This is a genomic window from Dyella sp. (assembly GCF_051962475.1).
In the GTDB taxonomy this organism is placed as follows: domain Bacteria; phylum Pseudomonadota; class Gammaproteobacteria; order Xanthomonadales; family Rhodanobacteraceae; genus Dyella_A.
On the sequence record NZ_JBQCCF010000027.1, the window covers coordinates 1 to 16,824 of the forward strand.

Here is a 16,824-nt window from a genome sequence, read left to right on the forward strand (position 1 = left end):
GACCTGCTCCTCCCGGCTGAGCCGCAACCGCCGGGTTTGCACCTCGGCCGGGACACCGTGCTCGCGCAGGAAAAGCACCACCTCGTCCGGGTCGTCGCTGAACACGTGCAGGCAGACCGCCGAGTGTGCGTCGGCCGTGCCTTCTAGCACCGGGCCGACCAGCCTCGGATCGAACCGCCCGAGGAAACGCATCGCCTCCAGCGCGCCCTCGCGGCGGGCCTTGAGCTGCTGCGGCTGGCTGTCGGCGTCGAACAGGCGCTGGCGTTCGCGCAACGCCTGTTCGATCTCCTGGTTGCGCGGCAGCGCCTGCGCGTCGTGGATACCCAGCCGCTCGGCCGCCTTTAGCTTGGCGTGGTGGAAGTCGCGGATGCCGTGCTCGCTCATCAGGCGGGCGGCTTCCTGGGCAACGCGCAAGCGATTGCGCTGCAGGCGGTCATGGGCGTGGATGCGGTGGTGCTCGCCTCGGGCCATGTCTCGCTCCTTCATCGGGTGATCCGCCGTCCGGACAGCGACGGCGGGCGTTCCGATCCTAACCGCTACGTCAGAAAATGTCGTATGCGTGCTGCTTGTCCTGCTCCTGCTGCTGCTGCGCCGCCTGACTGCGCAGCTTGTCCAGGTCTTCCACCTTGAACATCTCCGACATCGTGTTGGTGTCTCCGGCCGCGGCGGGCAAGCCTGTGCTGCGGTCGATGGTGAGCGTGGTGATGCCTGGCGGCATGGAAAGCATGTTCACCGGCAGCCCCTTGAGGGCGCTCCCCATGTAATCCATCCAGATCGGCAGCGCAGCCTGCGCACCGAACTCGCCGACGCCGTTGGCGCGGCCCAGCGAGCTGAAGTCGTCGAAACCGACCCACACCGCCGTGGACAGGTCGCCGTTGAAGCCGACGAACCAGGCGTCGCGGTGGTCGTTGGTCGAGCCGGTCTTGCCGGCCAGGTCTTCGCGCCCGAGCTTGCGGGCGGCCGCCCCGGTACCGCGCAGGATCACGTCCTTCATCAGAGAGGTCACAAGGTAGTCATTGCGGATGTCGATCACGTGCGGGGCGAGCACCGGCGGCGCCTTCGCGTTGTCGTGCGCGTCGCTGGGCAGGACGGCGTCACCCACGGTGTCGGCGATGCTGCTGCTGGCAGCCGGGTCGGCACCGCTGGCGGCGACCGCTGCCGTTGCGGCGGGGGCGGTGCTCTCGGCAGGCGGCGGTCCGGGCGGACTGGTGTCGAGCAGTCGCTCCTGGCACGAACGGCAGGCGCGTGCGGGGTTGGCCAGGTACACCGGCCTGCCGTCGCGATCGTCGATCTCGCGAATGAAGTAGGGCTTGACCAGATAGCCGCCGTTGGCGAACACGGCGTAGCCGCGGGCCATGCCCATCGGGGAGACCGAGGCGGTACCAAGGGCCATCGAAAGATTGGGTGGCAGCGCGTCGAGCGAAAAGCCGAAGCGGGTGGCGTATTCGCGCGCATAGCGCACGCCGATGGCATCGAGCAGCCGCACCGACACCAGGTTCTTGGACTGCACCAGCGCCTCACGCAGGCGGATCGGGCCGTCGAACTTGTCGTCATCGTTGGCCGGCGTCCACAGCCCGCCCGGCTTGGACGGGTCGGGCAGTGCCAGCGGCGCGTCGTTGACGATCGAGGCCGGCGTGAAGCCGCGGTCGAACGCCGCCGAATAGATATAGGGCTTGAAGCTGGAGCCGGGCTGGCGCGCCGCCATCACTGCGCGATTGAACTTGCTCCGCGCGAAGCTGAAGCCGCCGACCAGGGCCTGGATCGCGCCATCTTCGGGATTCACCGAGGCCAGTGCGGCCTGCGCCTTCGGCACCTGCGCCAGCTCCCATGCGCCCTTGTCGTTGCGCGAGAGGCGCACGATGTCGCCCCGCTTGAGCACGCTGTCCACCTGTTTGGGGGTTGCCCCCACCCGCGAGTCGCTGATGTACGGACGGGCCCAGCTCACCGCGGCCAGGTCGAGCGTGGCGCTGTCGTGGCTGGCCAGGTAGACGGTGGCTTCGGTCGAGGACACCGCCGTCACGACGCCCGGCTGCATGCCCGAAATGCTGCTGTAGCTCGCCAGCAGCTCATCGAGATTGGCGGTGCTGGCGCTGCCGGCCAGGTCGGTATGGGCTTCGGGGCCACGCCAGCCGTGGCGGCGGTCGTAGGCGATCAGGCCGTTGCGCAGGGCATCCACGGCGGCCGTCTGTCGACTGCTCTGCACCGTGGTCTTCACCACGTAGCCTTCGGTGAGCGCGTCGTTGCCCAGGCGGTCGAGCACCTGGCGGCGGACCATTTCGGCCAGGTAGGGTGCATCGACCTCGATCGGCTGTTCGTGCGCGAAGGCGCCGTTGGGTTCCTTGATGGCCTGCTCGTACTCCACCTTGCTGATGTAGCGGTGCTCCAGCATCTGTCCCAGCACCCAGTTGCGTCGCGCCAGCATGCGCGCCGGGTTGTTGATGGGATTCACCGCCGAGGGCAGCTGGAAGGTCGACGCGATGGTGGCGCACTCGGCGATCGTGAGCTGGTCGAGCGTCTTGCCGTAGTAGTACTCGGCGGCGGCCGCCACGCCATAGGAGCGGTGACCGAGGAACATCTTGTTGAGGTAGAGCTCGAGGATCTGGTCCTTGGTGAGCTCGTTCTCCATCCGCACCGCGATAAAGATCTCGGTGAGCTTGCGCGAGTAGAGCTTCTCCGGGCTAAGGAAGAAGTTGCGTGCCACCTGCTGGGTGATGGTGGAACCGCCGGAACCCTTGTCGCCGCCGGAGATGATCACGTGCCATGCGGCGCGGGCAATGCCGTGCCAGTCGAAACCAGGGTGCGTGTAGAAGTCGGCGTCCTCCGCCGACAGCACCGCGTGCTTGAGTCGGTCGGGCACCTTGTTGATGTCCACCGGGATCCGCCGGGTTTCGCCAAAGGTGGCGATCAGCTTGCCGTCGGCGCTTTCCACCCGCAGAGGCACCTGCATGCGGTAGTCCTTCAGCTCATCGACGTTGGGCAGGCGAGGAGAGATCAGCCAGTAGGCGACGCCGATGGCAGCTACGCCGAGCAGCAGTCCCGAGAAGGCCAGGATCAGTGCCCAGCGGAGCAGACGCTTCAAAATTCGCATGATGTGGAGGTAGCGAGACCTGAGTCAAAACGTGCAAGAGTATAGATGTAGCACTATCGCCTGCAGGGTCGTGTGGCGTGCAGGGGCAGAAAACCGGCCAAAGAGCTGGATGACTCAAATGTGTGTCCCATCACGCCACTGAGTCGAGAAAGTGATCGTATACCGTTGCTATTGCGTTAATTTTTGGATTTAATGCCAGCGCACATCCGCCGGGAACCGGCTGGAGTGCCAGGGGAAGGGGGACAAACCGTGGGTCTTTTTACACCCAAGAAGCCGCCGCTTATTGGTGTCGACATCAGTTCGACTGCCGTCAAGCTGCTGCAGCTCAGCCAGGCCGGTGGCCGCTACCGCGTCGAGCATTACGCGGTCGAGCCGCTGCCCCCCAACGCGGTTGTCGAGAAGAACATCGTCGAGGTCGAGGCGGTCGGTGAGGCGATCCGGCGCGCACTGGCGCGGTCGGGCTCCAAGCTCAAGCACGCCTGTGCGGCGGTGGCCGGCTCGGCGGTGATCACCCGCGTCGTGCCAATGTCCAGCGAGCTGTCCGAGGATGATCTCGAAGGACAGATCCAGGTCGAAGCCAACCAGTACATTCCCTACCCGATCGACGAGGTGAGTCTCGACTTCGAGGTGATGGGGCCGGTTCGGGACAACCCGGACATGAACAACATTCTGCTCGCTGCCTCGCGCACCGAGAACGTGGACATGCGCGTGGCCGCCCTCGATCTGGGCGGACTGACCGCCAAGGTGATCGACGTCGAGGCGTTCGCGCTGGAGAACGCCTTCGCGATGCTGGCCGATCAGCTCAACGTCGGTCGCGACGCACTGGTCGCCGTGGTCGACATCGGCGCCACCATGACCACCCTTTCGGTGCTGCGCAACCAGCGCACCATCTACTCGCGCGAACAGGTGTTCGGCGGCAAGCAGCTCACCGACGAAATCATGCGCCGGTATGGCCTGTCCTATGAGGAGGCCGGCCGCGCCAAGCGCAAGGGTGGTCTGCCGGAATCGTACGAGACCGAGGCGCTGGAGCCGTTCAAGGAGTCGCTGACCCAGCAGATCAGCCGCCTGCTGCAGTTCTTCTTCGCGGGCAGCGAATACAGCAAGGTCGATCAGGTCGTTCTGGCCGGTGGCTGTGCCTCCATCGAAGGCCTGGCGCCGATGCTGGAAGAGCAGCTCGGCATTCCCTGCGTGGTGGCCAATCCGCTGGCCCGCATGTCGCTCTCCTCGCGCGTGCAGGCCCAGGCGCTCGCCCAGGACGCCCCGGCGCTGATGATTGCCGTCGGCCTTGCGCTCAGGAGCTTCGACTGATGGCACATATCAACCTCCTTCCGTGGCGCGCAGAGCGCCGCAAGCAGCGAGAGCGTGAGTTCTTCATGCAACTCGGTGCGGCCGCCGTGGTCGCCCTGCTTTGCGTGCTGGTGTGGGCCTGGTGGATGGGCCTGCGCATCGACAATCAGAACGAGCGCAACGCCTACCTGCAGACCGAGATCAAGCAACTCGACGAGAAGATCGCCAAGATCACGGATCTGGAAAAGGTTCGCGACCGTCTGCTGGCACGCAAGCAGATCATCGAACAGTTGCAGGCGAACCGTTCGCAGATGGTTCATCTGTTCGACGAGCTGGTGAAGACGATCCCGGCCAGCGCGCGTCTGACGGGGTTGAAGCAAAGTGGTGACTCCATGTCGCTCGATGGTGTCGCCCAGTCCAACGCCAGCGTGGCGGAGTACATGCGAAATATCGAAGCGTCGCCCTGGATGGGGCATGCGGATCTGCGCAAGACGGAAAATCTCCACAAGGATCAGCGCATGCCCTACACCTTCGGGCTGAATGTTTCGCTGAGCCGCCCCAAGGATGACGCTAAGGCAGGAGACATCCTTAATTCACCTGCTTCGGCCAAGTTGCCTGCCGCCAGCCCTGCCGGCAAGCCGGATGGAAAGCCGTCGACCGGAGGGGCCAAACCGTGAAATTCTTCGACGATTTGCGCAGCCTCGATCGGAATAACATCGGTGGCTGGCCCCAGTCCATCAAGGCGTTTTTTACCGCGCTGCTGTTCGTGGTGATTGGATTCCTGGGCTGGTATCTGTACATCAGCGACCAGCAGGATTCACTGCAGGCCCTGGCGGGAAAAGAGGAACAACTCAAGCAGGAGTTCGCTCAAAAGCAGGCCAAGGCGGTGAATCTCGACGCCCTGCAGCAGCAGCTCGACGAAATGCAGGACATGCTGCGCCAGTTGCTGCGTCAGCTGCCAGGCAAGACTGAAATGCCTGAGTTGCTGGTCGACATCTCGCAGACGGCCCTGTCGGCCGGTCTTGAGGTGGACCTGTTCCAGCCAGGCGCAGAAACACCGAAGGACTTCTACGCCGAAGAGCCGATTTCCTTGCGGATGACCGGTACGTACCACCAGTTCGGCACCTTCATCAGCGGCGTGGCCTCGCTGCCGCGCGTGGTGATCCTTACACTGCATGATGTGTCGCTGACACCCAAGCAAGGGTCGGAGGGAAGCGGGCAACTGGTGCTGCAGGGTACAGTCAAAACGTACCGTTACCTTGACGACGATGAGATGCCCGATGGCAAGGCGGCCAAGGCGAAGGGCAACAAGAGGGGGCGGAAATGAGCCAGTCTTTCGCCAAGAAGCATGGCCATGTGTTGCGTGTGGCAGCCCTGTGTGGCGCACTTCTCGCGCTCGCAGGTTGCACCCGCGGTATGTCCGACCTGCGCGATTGGGTTGCCAAGGAGAAGCTCAAGAAGGGGGCGCCGATCGATCCGCTGCCGGTGATCCGCACCTTCGAGACCTTCGAATACAGCGACCAGGGCGATCGCGACCCGTTCAGTCCAAGCTCCGCCGAGACCCAGCCATCCTCCATCACGACTTCAACGACCGGGCCGCGCCCGGACGAGAACCGTGCCAAGCAGCCGCTGGAGATGTTCGCTCTCGACAGCTTGAAGATGGTCGGTACGGTGGGCATGGGCGCTAACACCGAGGTGCTGATCAAGGACCCGGGCGGCGTGATCCATCGTGTGCACAAGAACGAATACATGGGCCAGAACTACGGCCGAATCACCGCGATCAGCGACGACCACGTCGATCTCGTGGAACTGATCTCCAACGGTAATGGTGGCTGGATGGAACGTCCGGCCAGCATCGCGCTCGGCGAGAAATAGGAAACACAGGGGCTGATGCAATGAGCAACCAAACCACACCTGTTCAAGGCCGAATCATGCGCCAAGTACACCGTTACCTGGTGATGTCCCTGCTGGCGACGAGCGCGTTCTGGGCGCAGTCCGCAGCGGCTGCCACCGCCACCCTGAAGGACATCAGCTATGACGTGCTGCCCGGTGGCCGCGTCGAGCTGCATATGAATTTCGCCTCGGGCCAGGTGCCTCAGCCGAGCATCTTTACTACCGGCACGCCGCCGCGCATCGCGGTGGATTTCGCCGATACCGACAACGCGGCGCCTCGCCATCTCGACATCGGCAAGGGCTCCACTTCGGGGGTTTCGGCCGTGTCGGCGGGCGGGCGCACGCGCGTGGTCGTCGAGCTGATGCGTGAGTCCACCTACACCTCGCGCGTGGATGGCAACAGTGTTGTACTGACGGTCAATAATGGTAGTGCATCGCAGACCACGACCACCGTGGCGACTACCGACCCGTCAAAGCGCCTGCCATCGGCCAGTAATGGTCCGGCCGTTTCCAATATCGACTTTCGTCGCGGCCCCAAGGGTGAGGGGCGCGTGCTAATTAATTTCAGCGGCGCCGGCGCAAGCCCCAATATGCGCACCGAGGGTGACAAAGTCATCGTCGACCTTGAACACGTGAATCTTCCACCCAGTCAGGCGCAGCGACTGGACGTCACCGACTTTGCGACCCCGGTCCAGTCCATCGTGACGCGTGCCAGCGGCACCGGCGCGCGCTTGGAGATCAGCACGGGCGGCAACGTTGAAACGTCGTCGTACCAGACTGGCGATCAGTACGTAGTAGAGATTGCGCCGAAGAAGAAGGACGCGGCGCCGGACAGGCTAGCCAAGGGACAGGAGCCGGTCTACAGCGGCAGCCGCGTCACCTTCAACTTCCAGGACATCCCGGTGCGCTCGGCGCTTCAGTTGCTCGCCGATATCTCCGGTTTGAACCTCGTCGCCTCCGATTCCGTGGGCGGCAGCGTGACGCTCCGACTGGTCAACGTGCCGTGGGACCAGGCGCTAGATGTGGTACTGCGTGCCAAGGGCCTGGACAAGCGTCGCAGCGGCAATGTGGTGTGGATCGCTCCGCAGGCCGAGCTGGCCAAGTACGAGCAGGATGTCGCCGATGCGCGGATCAAGGCCGAGGACAACGCCGAACTGATCACGGACTACGTGCCGATCAGTTACGGCAAGGCCGCGGACATCGCCAAGCTGCTCACCACCGAGAGCAAGCAGGGTTCGGGCGGTGGCGGACAGGGCGGCAACACCAGCCGTGGCTTCCTCTCCCCGCGCGGCAGCGTTTCCTTTGACGAGCGCACCAACACTTTGCTCTTGCACGACAGCCCCGAACGCATCAAGGAGCTGCGCAATCTCATTGCGGTGCTGGACAAGCCGGTGCAGCAGGTCCTGATCGAGTCGCGCATCGTAGTGGCGACCGACCAGTTTACCCGCGAGCTAGGGGCAAAGTTTGGCGTCCAGGGCCGCTCTAACAATACCGAGTTTCAGAACTCGGCAGCCGCGACGCCGAATCTGCAGAAGGGCATTGGTGGGGGCAACGTGATCTCCATCGGCGGCCAGGATCAGGGCGACGGAACTGCCAGCGGGCTGAATCTAAACCTGCCAACGACGACCACCGCCGGAAGCATTGGTCTGGCGATCCTCGGCGCCAACTACGCGCTCGACCTTGAGCTCTCTGCTGCTCAGACCGAAGGACGTGGAGAGGTGATCTCCAGTCCGCGTGTGATCACCGCCAATCAGCAGGAAGCTGTGATCCGACAGGGTCAGCAGATCGGCTACGTGACGTATCAGAACAGCGCGTCGGGTGCGGCGGGTAGTGGTACGGCCACGGTCCAATTCAAGGACGCCGTGCTTGAGCTCAAGGTCACCCCGACCATCACCGCCGACAACCGCGTCTACCTGAAGATCAACGTCAAGAAGGATGCTCTGGCAAAGTTCATCGATGCGCCCGGCAGCGGCCAGGTTCCGCAGATCGACACGCGCGAGCTGAATACGTCGGTGCTGGTCGACAACGGGCAGACGGTCGTTCTTGGCGGAATCTACGAGATCACCAAGCAGAACTCCGTGACCAAGGTGCCTGGCCTCGGCGACATTCCGGGTATCGGCGCGCTGTTCCGAAAGACTTCGCGCCAGAACGACAAGGCGGAACTGTTGATCTTCGTAACGCCGCGCATCCTCAGCGAGACACTGCAATAAGCGGTGCCAACGGTACGAGAGAAGGGCGGCCTGTGGCCGCCCTTCTCTTTTGGCAGCGCGGTGAAGCCATGACGACCGGGCTATACCCGCTGACGGCATAAAACTTCCATGATGGAGTGTGGTCCCAAGCCTGCTTCGAACATGGAAACCCGCATGACCGACACCTCGCCCGATACTCTGGCCGCTGCCCTGCAGCAGGCGTTTGCGCAGCTGCGGGAGGATCTGCAGCGCTCCATCATCGGCCAGCCGCATCTCATCGACTGTCTGCTGATCGCACTGCTGGCCGACGGCCATCTGCTGGTGGAGGGCGCACCCGGGCTGGCCAAGACCACCGCGGTGAAGGCGCTGGCGGCATGCATCGATGCGGATTTCCATCGCGTGCAGTTCACTCCAGACCTGCTGCCGGCCGACCTGACCGGCACCGACGTGTTTCGCCCGCAGTCGGGCAGCTTCGAGTTCGAGCGTGGCCCGCTGTTCCACAACATCGTGCTGGCGGACGAGATCAACCGTGCGCCGGCCAAGGTGCAGTCGGCACTGCTCGAAGCGATGGCGGAGCGGCAGATCACCGTGGGGCGCAGCACCTGGCGGCTGCCCGAGCTGTTCCTGGTGATGGCGACACAGAATCCGATCGAGCAGGAGGGTACGTTCGCGCTGCCGGAGGCCCAGCTCGATCGCTTCGTGATGCACGTGACGATCGGTTACCCCGATGCCGCCTCGGAACTGGCCATCCTCAAGCTCGCGCGCAGCCAGGCCAGCCGTCATGCGCAGGCTCATGCCGCGCCGCGCGCTCTGCTGACGCCCACCGACGTGATGCACGCCCGTGAAGCCGTGCTCCAGGTGCACATGGCGCCGGCGCTGGAGGAGTACCTGACCCAGCTGGTGCTGGCTACCCGCGATGCGGGTCGTTACGGCGCCGAGCTCAAGCGCTGGATCGCCTGGGGCGGCAGTCCTCGCGCCACCATCGCGCTGGACCGCTGCGCGCGTGCGCACGCTTGGCTGAGCGGACGCGAGTATGCGCTGCCGGAAGACGTCCACGCGGTGGCGCACGAAGTGCTGCGCCACCGCGTGCTGCTCAGCTACGAGGCGGAGGCCGAGGGCGTGCGCGCGGACCAGGTGATCGATCGCCTGCTGGACCTCGTGCCGCTGCCGTGAACGCCCCGCTTCGATCTTCCGACGGCGACGGCGCGGCGCGCGTCTCGCTGGCCGAGCTGCTCGCGCTACGTGCGCGGGTGGGCAAGGCGGCGCTGCCCGAGCAGATCAGTCGCGCCGGTCGCTCCGGCCAGCAGTCCAGCCGCATGCACGGCCGCGGCATGGACTATGCCGAGTCGCGCATCTATCAGGGCGGCGACGACGTGCGCCGGCTCGACTGGCGACTGACCGCGCGCAGTGGCCGTCTGCATACCAAGCTGTTCCAGGAGGAGCGCGAGGGCCGCCTGCTGATCGTGGTCGATGGGCATGCCTCGATGCGCTTTGGCACACGCGTGCGCTTCAAGTCGGTGCAGTCGGCGCGCGCCGCGGCCTGGGCTGCCTGGTATGCGGTGAAGGCCGGCGAACGGGTGGGCTTGATGGGGTTTGGTGCGCACGACGACCTGCTCGCGCCCCGTGCCGGGCCGCGCGGAGCGCTGGCATTGTGCGGCGCGCTCGCCGCGTGGGATGCCGCACCCGCCGCGCCGCGCAGCGAGCCGCTGTCGCAGGTGCTGCAGAACATCGCGAGGGTGTTGAACGGCGCCAGCCGGGTACTGCTGATCACCGACGGCGCGTGCAGCGACGATGCCTCGCGGCGACACCTCGTGAAGCTGGCACGGCAAACCCGGCTGGGCGTGCTGGCTGTGGCCGATCCGCTGGAGATCGCGCCTACTCCCGTGGGGCGCTATCCACTGGAACACGACGGCGAGCGGGTGGAGTGGATCGTCGGCAGTGAACACCAACAGCAGGATCTGCCGCGTTTGCTGGGCGCGGGTCAGGATCGCCTGCGCGCGCTTACCCGGGCCACCGGCGTCGCCTGCCGCCTCGTGAACACGGCCGAGGATCCCTTCGACGCGGTCGCCGCGCTGCTCGGCGTGCGGGGGCGCTCGTGATGCTGTCTCAGGCCCCAGCTCCCGCGGGACCGGTCCTGCGGGACATCCACCTACCACCTGCGCCTGGCTGGTGGCCACCGGCCCCAGGATGGTGGGTGCTGGCCGGATTGCTGGTGTTGGTTCTTGGACTGATTGCACGTCGCTGGTGGCAGGCGCGCGAAAGGGCGCGTCGCCGCAGCGCTCTGCTGGCGATGCACGATGCCGTGCTCGCCAATCGCGCGGGATCGTCCCAGGCGCTGGCCGCCGGCCTGCACGACCTGTTGCGTCGCGCCGCGCGTCGGTTGGATGCCGGTGCCGTGACACAGCGTGGCACGGCATGGCGCACCACCTTGGCCCGTGTGCCGGTATCGCAGGCCGCCCTTGACTGCCTCGTGCAACTGGACGACGCCATGTACCGCCCGCAGGAGGCCATCGATATCCGCGCTATGGCGGCGGCCGTACGCGAGTGGCTGACCGCGCTTCCTGACGTGCAATCAGTGACACGCGTGCGGCGCAACAGGACGGTGTCCCGTGACGCTGCCTGAGCTTGCCTGGCCGTGGCTGGTGCTGGCGCTGCCGCTGCCTTGGCTGGCGCGTCGCTGGCTGCGCCCGGCGGCACCGGGGCGGGCCCTGCATCTGCCGCACCCGGGCCTGCCGTCGATGGCGACGGTGTCGCTGCGCAAAATCGGTTCGCGCGCCGGGCTGTTTGCGCTGGCGTGGCTGTGCCTGGTCGCGGCGGCGGTGCGCCCGCAGTGGGTGGGGCCGCCGCAGGCGCAGCAGCGCAGTGGGCGCTCGATGATGCTGGCGGTGGATCTCTCCGGCAGCATGCGCACCGACGACATGCGCCTGGCTGGCCGCCCGGTGAGCCGCTTTGGCGCGGTGGAGGCGATTGCCAGCGACTTCATCGCCCGCCGCAGCGGTGACGAGCTGGGCCTGGTGCTGTTCGGCAGCCGCGCGTTCCTGGTCACGCCGCTCACCTACGACCTCTCCGCGGTGTCCGCCCAGCTCAAGGGTGCGGCGGTGGGATTGGCCGGCACCGAGACCGCGATCGGCGACGCCGTGGCGGTGTCGGTAAAACGGCTGGCCGCGCTGCCGCAGGAGGCGCGCGTGCTGGTGCTGCTCACCGACGGCGTCAACAACGCCGGCAGCATCGCGCCGCTGGAGGCTGCGAAGGCGGCGAAGGCTGCCGGCGTGCGCATCTACACCATCGGCATCGGTGCGGACCGCATGAGCGTGCCGGACTTTTTCGGCAGTCGAACGATCAACCCCTCGGCCGATCTGGACGTGGGCATGCTCACCGCGATGGCCGAGCAGACCGGTGGCCGCTTCTTCCGCGCCACCGACACGGCCCAGCTCGCCGATGCCTACCGCACCATCGACGCGCTGGAACCGATGCCGCAGCGTGCGCCGGCGCTGCGCCCACGCCACGAGCTGTTCCGCTGGCCATTGGGTGCGGCGGTGCTTCTGTTCGGCTTTGCGCTGCTCGCGCGCAGCGGACGCCAGCGCGGGGAGCGCCCGGCATGATCACGGCGTTGCACGCGTTCCATTTCCTGCGCCCGCTGTGGCTGCTGGCGTTGCTCGCCCTGCCGCTGCTGGTGTGGCGCAGCGCGCGTTCCGATGCGGGCGTGCGCGAGCTGTCGCGGCTGGTCGACCCGGCGCTGCTGCCCCACTTGTTGACCGGCCGCCCGACCAGCCGGCGCGCTTCCACCGCGCTGCTGGCGCTGGGCTGGACGCTCGCCACATTGGCCTTCGCCGGCCCCACGTGGAGCCGCCAGGCGCAGCCGTTGTACGCCGAGCGGGCGGCGCAGGTAGTGGCGATCTCGCTGTCGCCGCGTATGCTGGCCAAGGACGTGGCGCCGAGCCGCTTGGATCGCGCCAAGTACAAGGCGCGCGACCTGTTGGCCAGCAACCGTGATGGCCAGAACGCGCTGATCGCCTACGCCGGCGAGGCGTTCATGGTGGCGCCGCTCACCTCTGACGCGAGCAGCCTGGACGAACTGCTTGACGCGCTCGCGCCGGACACCATGCCCACCGAGGGCGATAACGCCGCGCAGGCGATCGAGCAGGGCGTGAAGCTGGTGATGCAGGCCAAGGCCGGCGGCGGCTCGCTGGTGCTGATCACCGACAAGGCGGATGCGGGTGCGCAGGCCGCGGCGCGCCAGGCCCTGGCGCAAGGCGTGCGCGTGTCGGTACTGGGCATCGGCACCACCTCCGGCGGTCCGGTGCCGCTGGCCGAGGGCGGTTTCCTGCGTGACGAGCAGGGCAGCCTGGAGCTGGCCCGGCGCGATGACGCGGCGCTGGCCGCGCTCGCGGCGGCCGGCGGCGGCCGCTTCGTGCCGGCCACTGACGATCACAAAGACATCGACGCCCTGCACGCGGAGCTGCCCGGCGGCGAGGCCACCGCCAGCGACGCTGCGCGCAGCGAGCAGTGGCTCGACTGCGGCCCGTGGCTGTTGCTGCCGCTGCTGCTGGTGGTGGCGCTGGGGTTCAGGCGTGGCTGGCTGCTGGCGATACCGCTGGTGCTGCTTCCGCTGCTGACTCCCACCACCGCACACGCCGATGGCTGGCGCGACCTGTGGCTGCGGCCCGACCAGCAGGCGGCACGCGCGCTGCAGCAAGGTGATGTCGCCACCGCGCGCAAACTGGCGCATGATCCAGCCCTGCGTGGGGCCGCGGCCTACCGCGGTGGCGATTACGCCAGTGCGGCGCAGGCGCTGGCGCCGCTGGCCGGCGCCGACGCGCAGTACAACCTGGGCAACGCACTGGCGAAGGAGCAGCGCTACAAGGAAGCGATCGCCGCCTACGATCGCGCGCTCGCCCGCGACCCGGGCAATGCCGATGCCAAGGCGAACAAGCAGGCCGTCGAGGATTGGCTGCGCCGCCAGCAGCAGAAGTCGCAGAACGGCGACAACAACGACAGCAAGGATCACCAGGGCAAGGATGGCCAGCAGAACGGCCAGGACGGCCAGTCGTCGTCCAAGGACAAGCCCTCCGACCAGGGCAAGCCGAAGGCCGGCGACAGCGGCCAGGGGCAATCCGGCAAGCCCGGTGATCCGTCGGACAAGAACGCCCAGAACCAGGCGCAAAAACCGGGCGATACCTCGTCGCAGGACGCCGGCAAGCCGCAGACGCCCGAGCAGCGCGCCGCCGAACAGGCGCGCGCGGAGGCCGCACGCAAGGCGCTGCAGCAGAAGATGGACCAGGCGCTGGCCAAGCAGGGCAAGCCGGCCAAGGCCGATCCCGACCAGCCGCACCAGCTCGGTCTGCCCGACGACAGCGATCCGTCCTCGCACCTGCCGGCCGAGGTGCGCCAGGCGTTGCAGCGCGTGCCGGACGATCCCGGCGCGCTGCTGCGACGCAAGTTCGAACTCGAATACCGGCAGCGCCACGGCGGCGCGCCGGCGGAGGATGAACAGCCGTGACCCGTCCGCTTCGTTTGCTTGCCGTGGTGTTGTTCTGCTGGCTGCTGCCGTGGCTGGCGCACGCGCAGGTGCAGGCCTCGCTCGACCGCGGCACGGCCCAGTTGGGGGATACCGTCACGCTCAACCTGCGCTCGCAGAGCGCGCCGTTGGCGGCGCCGGATCTGTCACCGCTGAGCAACGATTTCGAGGTGCTGGGCAAGTCCAGCGGCAGCACTACCAGCTTCGTCAACGGACAGCGCACGGTGGAGTATTCCTACGGCGTGGCACTGCGCCCGCTGCACCAGGGCACGCTGCGCATTCCGCCGCTGACGGTGGGTAGTGAGACCACCGAACCGCTCACGCTGGAAGTGACTGCGCCCGACCCGGCCGCCCGCGGTGCCACCGGGCCGGTGTTCGTCGAGTCGGCGATCGATCCGACCCAGGCCTATGTCGGCCAGCAGCTCTCGCTGAGCGTCAAGCTGTTCTACACCGCCAACCTGGCCAACGCATCGCTGGGCGATCCGCGCATCGACGGTGTCGACGTCAGCCGCATCGGCGGCGATACCGATTACCAAGCCGAGCGCAACGGTCGCATCTACAACGTGATCGAACGCCGCTACGTGCTGGTGCCGCAGCGGCCCGGCGAGCTGACGATTCCGCCCATCCCGTTCCAGGGCGACCTGCTCGATCCCAACGATCCGGACAGCTTCCTCGGCATGGGGGCGCCCGTTTCGGCGCAGAGCCGCCCGCTCACCGTGACGATCCGGCCGGCGCCGGCCGACTGGGGCAGCGCGGCCTGGCTGCCGGCGCGCAAGCTCAGCCTCAGCCTCGACGGCCTGCCCGATGCCGCCACGCCGCTGCGCGTGGGCCAACCGTTCAACCTCACGCTCACGATGGAGGCCACCGGACTGCCGTTCGAAGCGCTGCCGTCACTCAGCTTGCCCACGCTCGACGGCGCCACCGCGTACCCGGACAAGCCGGTCACCGGGAATCGCGCCGATGGCCCGTGGGTGGTGGGCCGCCGCCAGCAGTCGTTCGCCATCGTGCCCGGCAAGGCCGGCACGCTGACCATGCCGGCGATCACAGTGAAGTGGTGGAACGTGCTCACCGATCGCGCCGAGACCGCAACGATCCCGGCCCACCAACTGGCCGTGGCGCCGGCCGCCAGCGCGGCCACGGTCCCGCCGGCCGCTCCCGCGGCGGCCGCGTCGAGTGCGCCGTCCGAGGCCTCGACGCCAGCCACGAACAACGATCGCCACGCCGCCGCGACTCCGCATCAACCCTGGGTGTGGATCGCACTGGGCAGCCTGGGCTTGTGGCTGGTTACCGTGGTGGTCGGTGTCGTGTGGTGGCGTCGCCGCCGGCGTTCGGCACCGCTCCCCGTAGCGCCGGCGCGCACGGCGGCGATAGCGCCGCGCGAGGCGAAGCAGGCATTTCTGCACGCGGTGCGCGAAGCGGACGTGGCGGCGCAGGCCCATCGATTGCTGGCGTGGGCGCAGGCCGAACGCCCCACGCTGCGCCACCTCGATGCGCTGTCGGCGGCTCTGTCCTCACCCGAACAGCGCGCTGCCATCGACGCGCTGCAGCGCGCGCGCTACGCCTCCGCAGCGGTTGCGCCGGATCGCGAGGCGCTGGCCAAGGCGTTTGCGCCGGGGTTCGCGTGGCGCAGCGAGGAAGCGCCACCGGCCGGCGACGACCCGCTGCCGCCGCTGTATCCCTTCACCCTGCGCTAAGCGCCTCGTGCAGGATCGCCGCCATCGCGGCATCCCGCGCGCACAGCGTCACCTGCATGGCTGGCCATTGCGCCAGCGCTTCGCGCACGCTGTGCACCGCCACGGCGGCGGCCGCCCCGGCCGGATAGCCGTAGACGCCGCAGCTGATCGCCGGGAACGCCACGCTGGCCAGTCGGTACTCAGTGGCCAGCGCGAGCGAGCGGCGGTAGCAGCGCCCAAGCAGCTCCGCTTCACCATGTTCGCCGCCGCGCCACACCGGCCCCACGGTATGGATGACGTGCCGTGCCGCCAGCGCAAAGCCCGGCGTGATCACCGCCTCGCCGGTGGCGCAGCGCACGCCGGGCGAGCGCTCCGGCAGCGCGCGGCACGCGGCCAGCAGCGCCGGGCCGGCGGCGCGGTGGATCGCCCCGTCCACGCCGCCACCGCCGAGCAGGCTCGGGTTGGCCGCGTTGACGATGGCGTCCTGCGCCAGCGTGGTGAGATCAGCGACGATGATGCGCAGGGTCATGGTCTGTCCATCGGCGGGCACGTATGCTCACAGCGTTGGTTGGTCCGGAGTGCACGGCAAACATGGCGAAAACCGAAGATCTCCCGTTCGGCTACCTGCTCAACGATGTGACGCTGCTGTTCCGCAAGCACTTCGACCGCCGTGCGGTGAAGTTCGGGCTGACCCGCGCGCAGTGGCGGGCCACCAAGATGCTCCATCATCGCGAAGGGCTGCGCCAGACCGAGCTGGCCGAGAACCTGGAGATGGAGCCGATTGCGGTCGGCCGCGTGATCGATCGGCTGCAGGCGGCGGGCTTCGTCGAGCGTCGCCCCGATCCGCGTGACCGCCGCGCCTGGCGGTTGTATCCCACCGAGCAGGCACGCGCGGTGATCGGCGACATGGAGGAGATCGGTCGCGGCCTGCGCAAGGACGCCACTCAGGGCATCGACTACGACGAGCTGGCGCAGGCGCTGGCTGTGCTTGAGCGGATCAAGGACAACCTGCAGGCGTTGGACCAGGGTGCTGGCGACCCTGCCGAAAGTCACGACGCGCACGAGTAAACCGCAGCCGTCCTGGGGCGTTTGAAGCGAGGCTGTGCGCCGCGCCACGTGGCGCATGCACACACTTGGCCCGAATCCGCGCGCACAGCCTTGCCGTAAGGTTCGCGA

General features: G+C 67.4%; 15 protein-coding genes. 12 read left to right on the forward strand and 3 right to left on the reverse strand.

Features of this window, described 5'->3' with window-relative positions; genetic code table 11:
• A partial coding sequence (locus ACTHJF_RS05540) for a hypothetical protein (protein WP_440266236.1) occupies nucleotides 1-471 on the reverse strand: 471 nt, incomplete at its 3' end.
• Between the two features lie 70 nt (nucleotides 472-541).
• Entirely contained in the window at nucleotides 542-3,088 is a 2,547-nt protein-coding gene (locus ACTHJF_RS05545) for a penicillin-binding protein 1A (RefSeq protein WP_440266237.1), read from the reverse strand.
• A gap of 249 nt (nucleotides 3,089-3,337) precedes the next feature.
• On the opposite strand from ACTHJF_RS05545, the gene ACTHJF_RS05550 reads away from it, so the two are divergent.
• The 11 genes from ACTHJF_RS05550 (at nucleotide 3,338) to ACTHJF_RS05600 (ending at nucleotide 15,669) form a co-directional block, all read left to right on the forward strand.
• Entirely contained in the window at nucleotides 3,338-4,396 is a 1,059-nt protein-coding gene (locus ACTHJF_RS05550) for a pilus assembly protein PilM (protein ID WP_431634404.1), read from the forward strand.
• Nucleotides 4,396-5,052, forward strand: a complete 657-nt coding sequence (locus ACTHJF_RS05555; protein WP_440266238.1) for a PilN domain-containing protein — start codon at nucleotides 4,396-4,398, stop codon at nucleotides 5,050-5,052. Before ACTHJF_RS05550 ends, ACTHJF_RS05555 begins: the two co-directional genes overlap by 1 nt.
• Nucleotides 5,049-5,702, forward strand: coding sequence for a type 4a pilus biogenesis protein PilO (locus ACTHJF_RS05560; RefSeq protein ID WP_440266239.1), 654 nt, complete (start codon nucleotides 5,049-5,051; stop codon nucleotides 5,700-5,702). The genes ACTHJF_RS05555 and ACTHJF_RS05560 overlap by 4 nt, the downstream gene beginning before the upstream one ends.
• Nucleotides 5,699-6,250 (forward strand): pilus assembly protein PilP, encoded by a 552-nt coding sequence (locus ACTHJF_RS05565; RefSeq protein ID WP_440266240.1) that lies wholly within the window; start codon nucleotides 5,699-5,701, stop codon nucleotides 6,248-6,250. Before ACTHJF_RS05560 ends, ACTHJF_RS05565 begins: the two co-directional genes overlap by 4 nt.
• Before the next feature lie 56 nt (nucleotides 6,251-6,306).
• Entirely contained in the window at nucleotides 6,307-8,478 is a 2,172-nt protein-coding gene (gene pilQ, locus ACTHJF_RS05570; protein WP_440266268.1) for a type IV pilus secretin PilQ, read from the forward strand.
• A gap of 153 nt (nucleotides 8,479-8,631) precedes the next feature.
• Complete coding sequence (locus tag ACTHJF_RS05575) at nucleotides 8,632-9,630, forward strand: AAA family ATPase (RefSeq protein WP_440266241.1); 999 nt, start codon at nucleotides 8,632-8,634, stop codon at nucleotides 9,628-9,630.
• Entirely contained in the window at nucleotides 9,627-10,556 is a 930-nt protein-coding gene (locus ACTHJF_RS05580; protein ID WP_440266242.1) for a DUF58 domain-containing protein, read from the forward strand. The genes ACTHJF_RS05575 and ACTHJF_RS05580 overlap by 4 nt, the downstream gene beginning before the upstream one ends.
• On the forward strand, nucleotides 10,556-11,080 hold the full coding sequence (locus tag ACTHJF_RS05585; protein ID WP_440266243.1) for a DUF4381 family protein: 525 nt from the start codon (nucleotides 10,556-10,558) through the stop codon (nucleotides 11,078-11,080). Before ACTHJF_RS05580 ends, ACTHJF_RS05585 begins: the two co-directional genes overlap by 1 nt.
• The gene (locus ACTHJF_RS05590) at nucleotides 11,073-12,059 is read left to right on the forward strand and encodes a VWA domain-containing protein (RefSeq protein WP_440266269.1); all 987 of its coding nucleotides are present in this window, start codon (nucleotides 11,073-11,075) and stop codon (nucleotides 12,057-12,059) included. The genes ACTHJF_RS05585 and ACTHJF_RS05590 overlap by 8 nt, the downstream gene beginning before the upstream one ends.
• A complete protein-coding gene (locus ACTHJF_RS05595) occupies nucleotides 12,056-13,957 on the forward strand; it encodes a VWA domain-containing protein (RefSeq protein WP_440266244.1) in 1,902 nt (633 codons plus the stop codon). Before ACTHJF_RS05590 ends, ACTHJF_RS05595 begins: the two co-directional genes overlap by 4 nt.
• Nucleotides 13,954-15,669, forward strand: coding sequence for a BatD family protein (locus tag ACTHJF_RS05600; RefSeq protein ID WP_440266245.1), 1,716 nt, complete (start codon nucleotides 13,954-13,956; stop codon nucleotides 15,667-15,669). The genes ACTHJF_RS05595 and ACTHJF_RS05600 overlap by 4 nt, the downstream gene beginning before the upstream one ends.
• On the opposite strand, the gene ACTHJF_RS05605 is transcribed toward ACTHJF_RS05600, so the two are convergent.
• A complete protein-coding gene (locus ACTHJF_RS05605; protein WP_440266246.1) occupies nucleotides 15,656-16,177 on the reverse strand; it encodes an O-acetyl-ADP-ribose deacetylase in 522 nt (173 codons plus the stop codon). The two genes, ACTHJF_RS05600 and ACTHJF_RS05605, sit on opposite strands and share 14 nt — an antisense overlap.
• A gap of 62 nt (nucleotides 16,178-16,239) precedes the next feature.
• Here ACTHJF_RS05605 and ACTHJF_RS05610 point away from each other — a divergent pair, with 62 nt between their 5' ends.
• Entirely contained in the window at nucleotides 16,240-16,716 is a 477-nt protein-coding gene (locus ACTHJF_RS05610) for a MarR family winged helix-turn-helix transcriptional regulator (RefSeq protein ID WP_440266247.1), read from the forward strand.
• The last annotated feature ends 108 nt before the right edge of the window (nucleotides 16,717-16,824 follow it).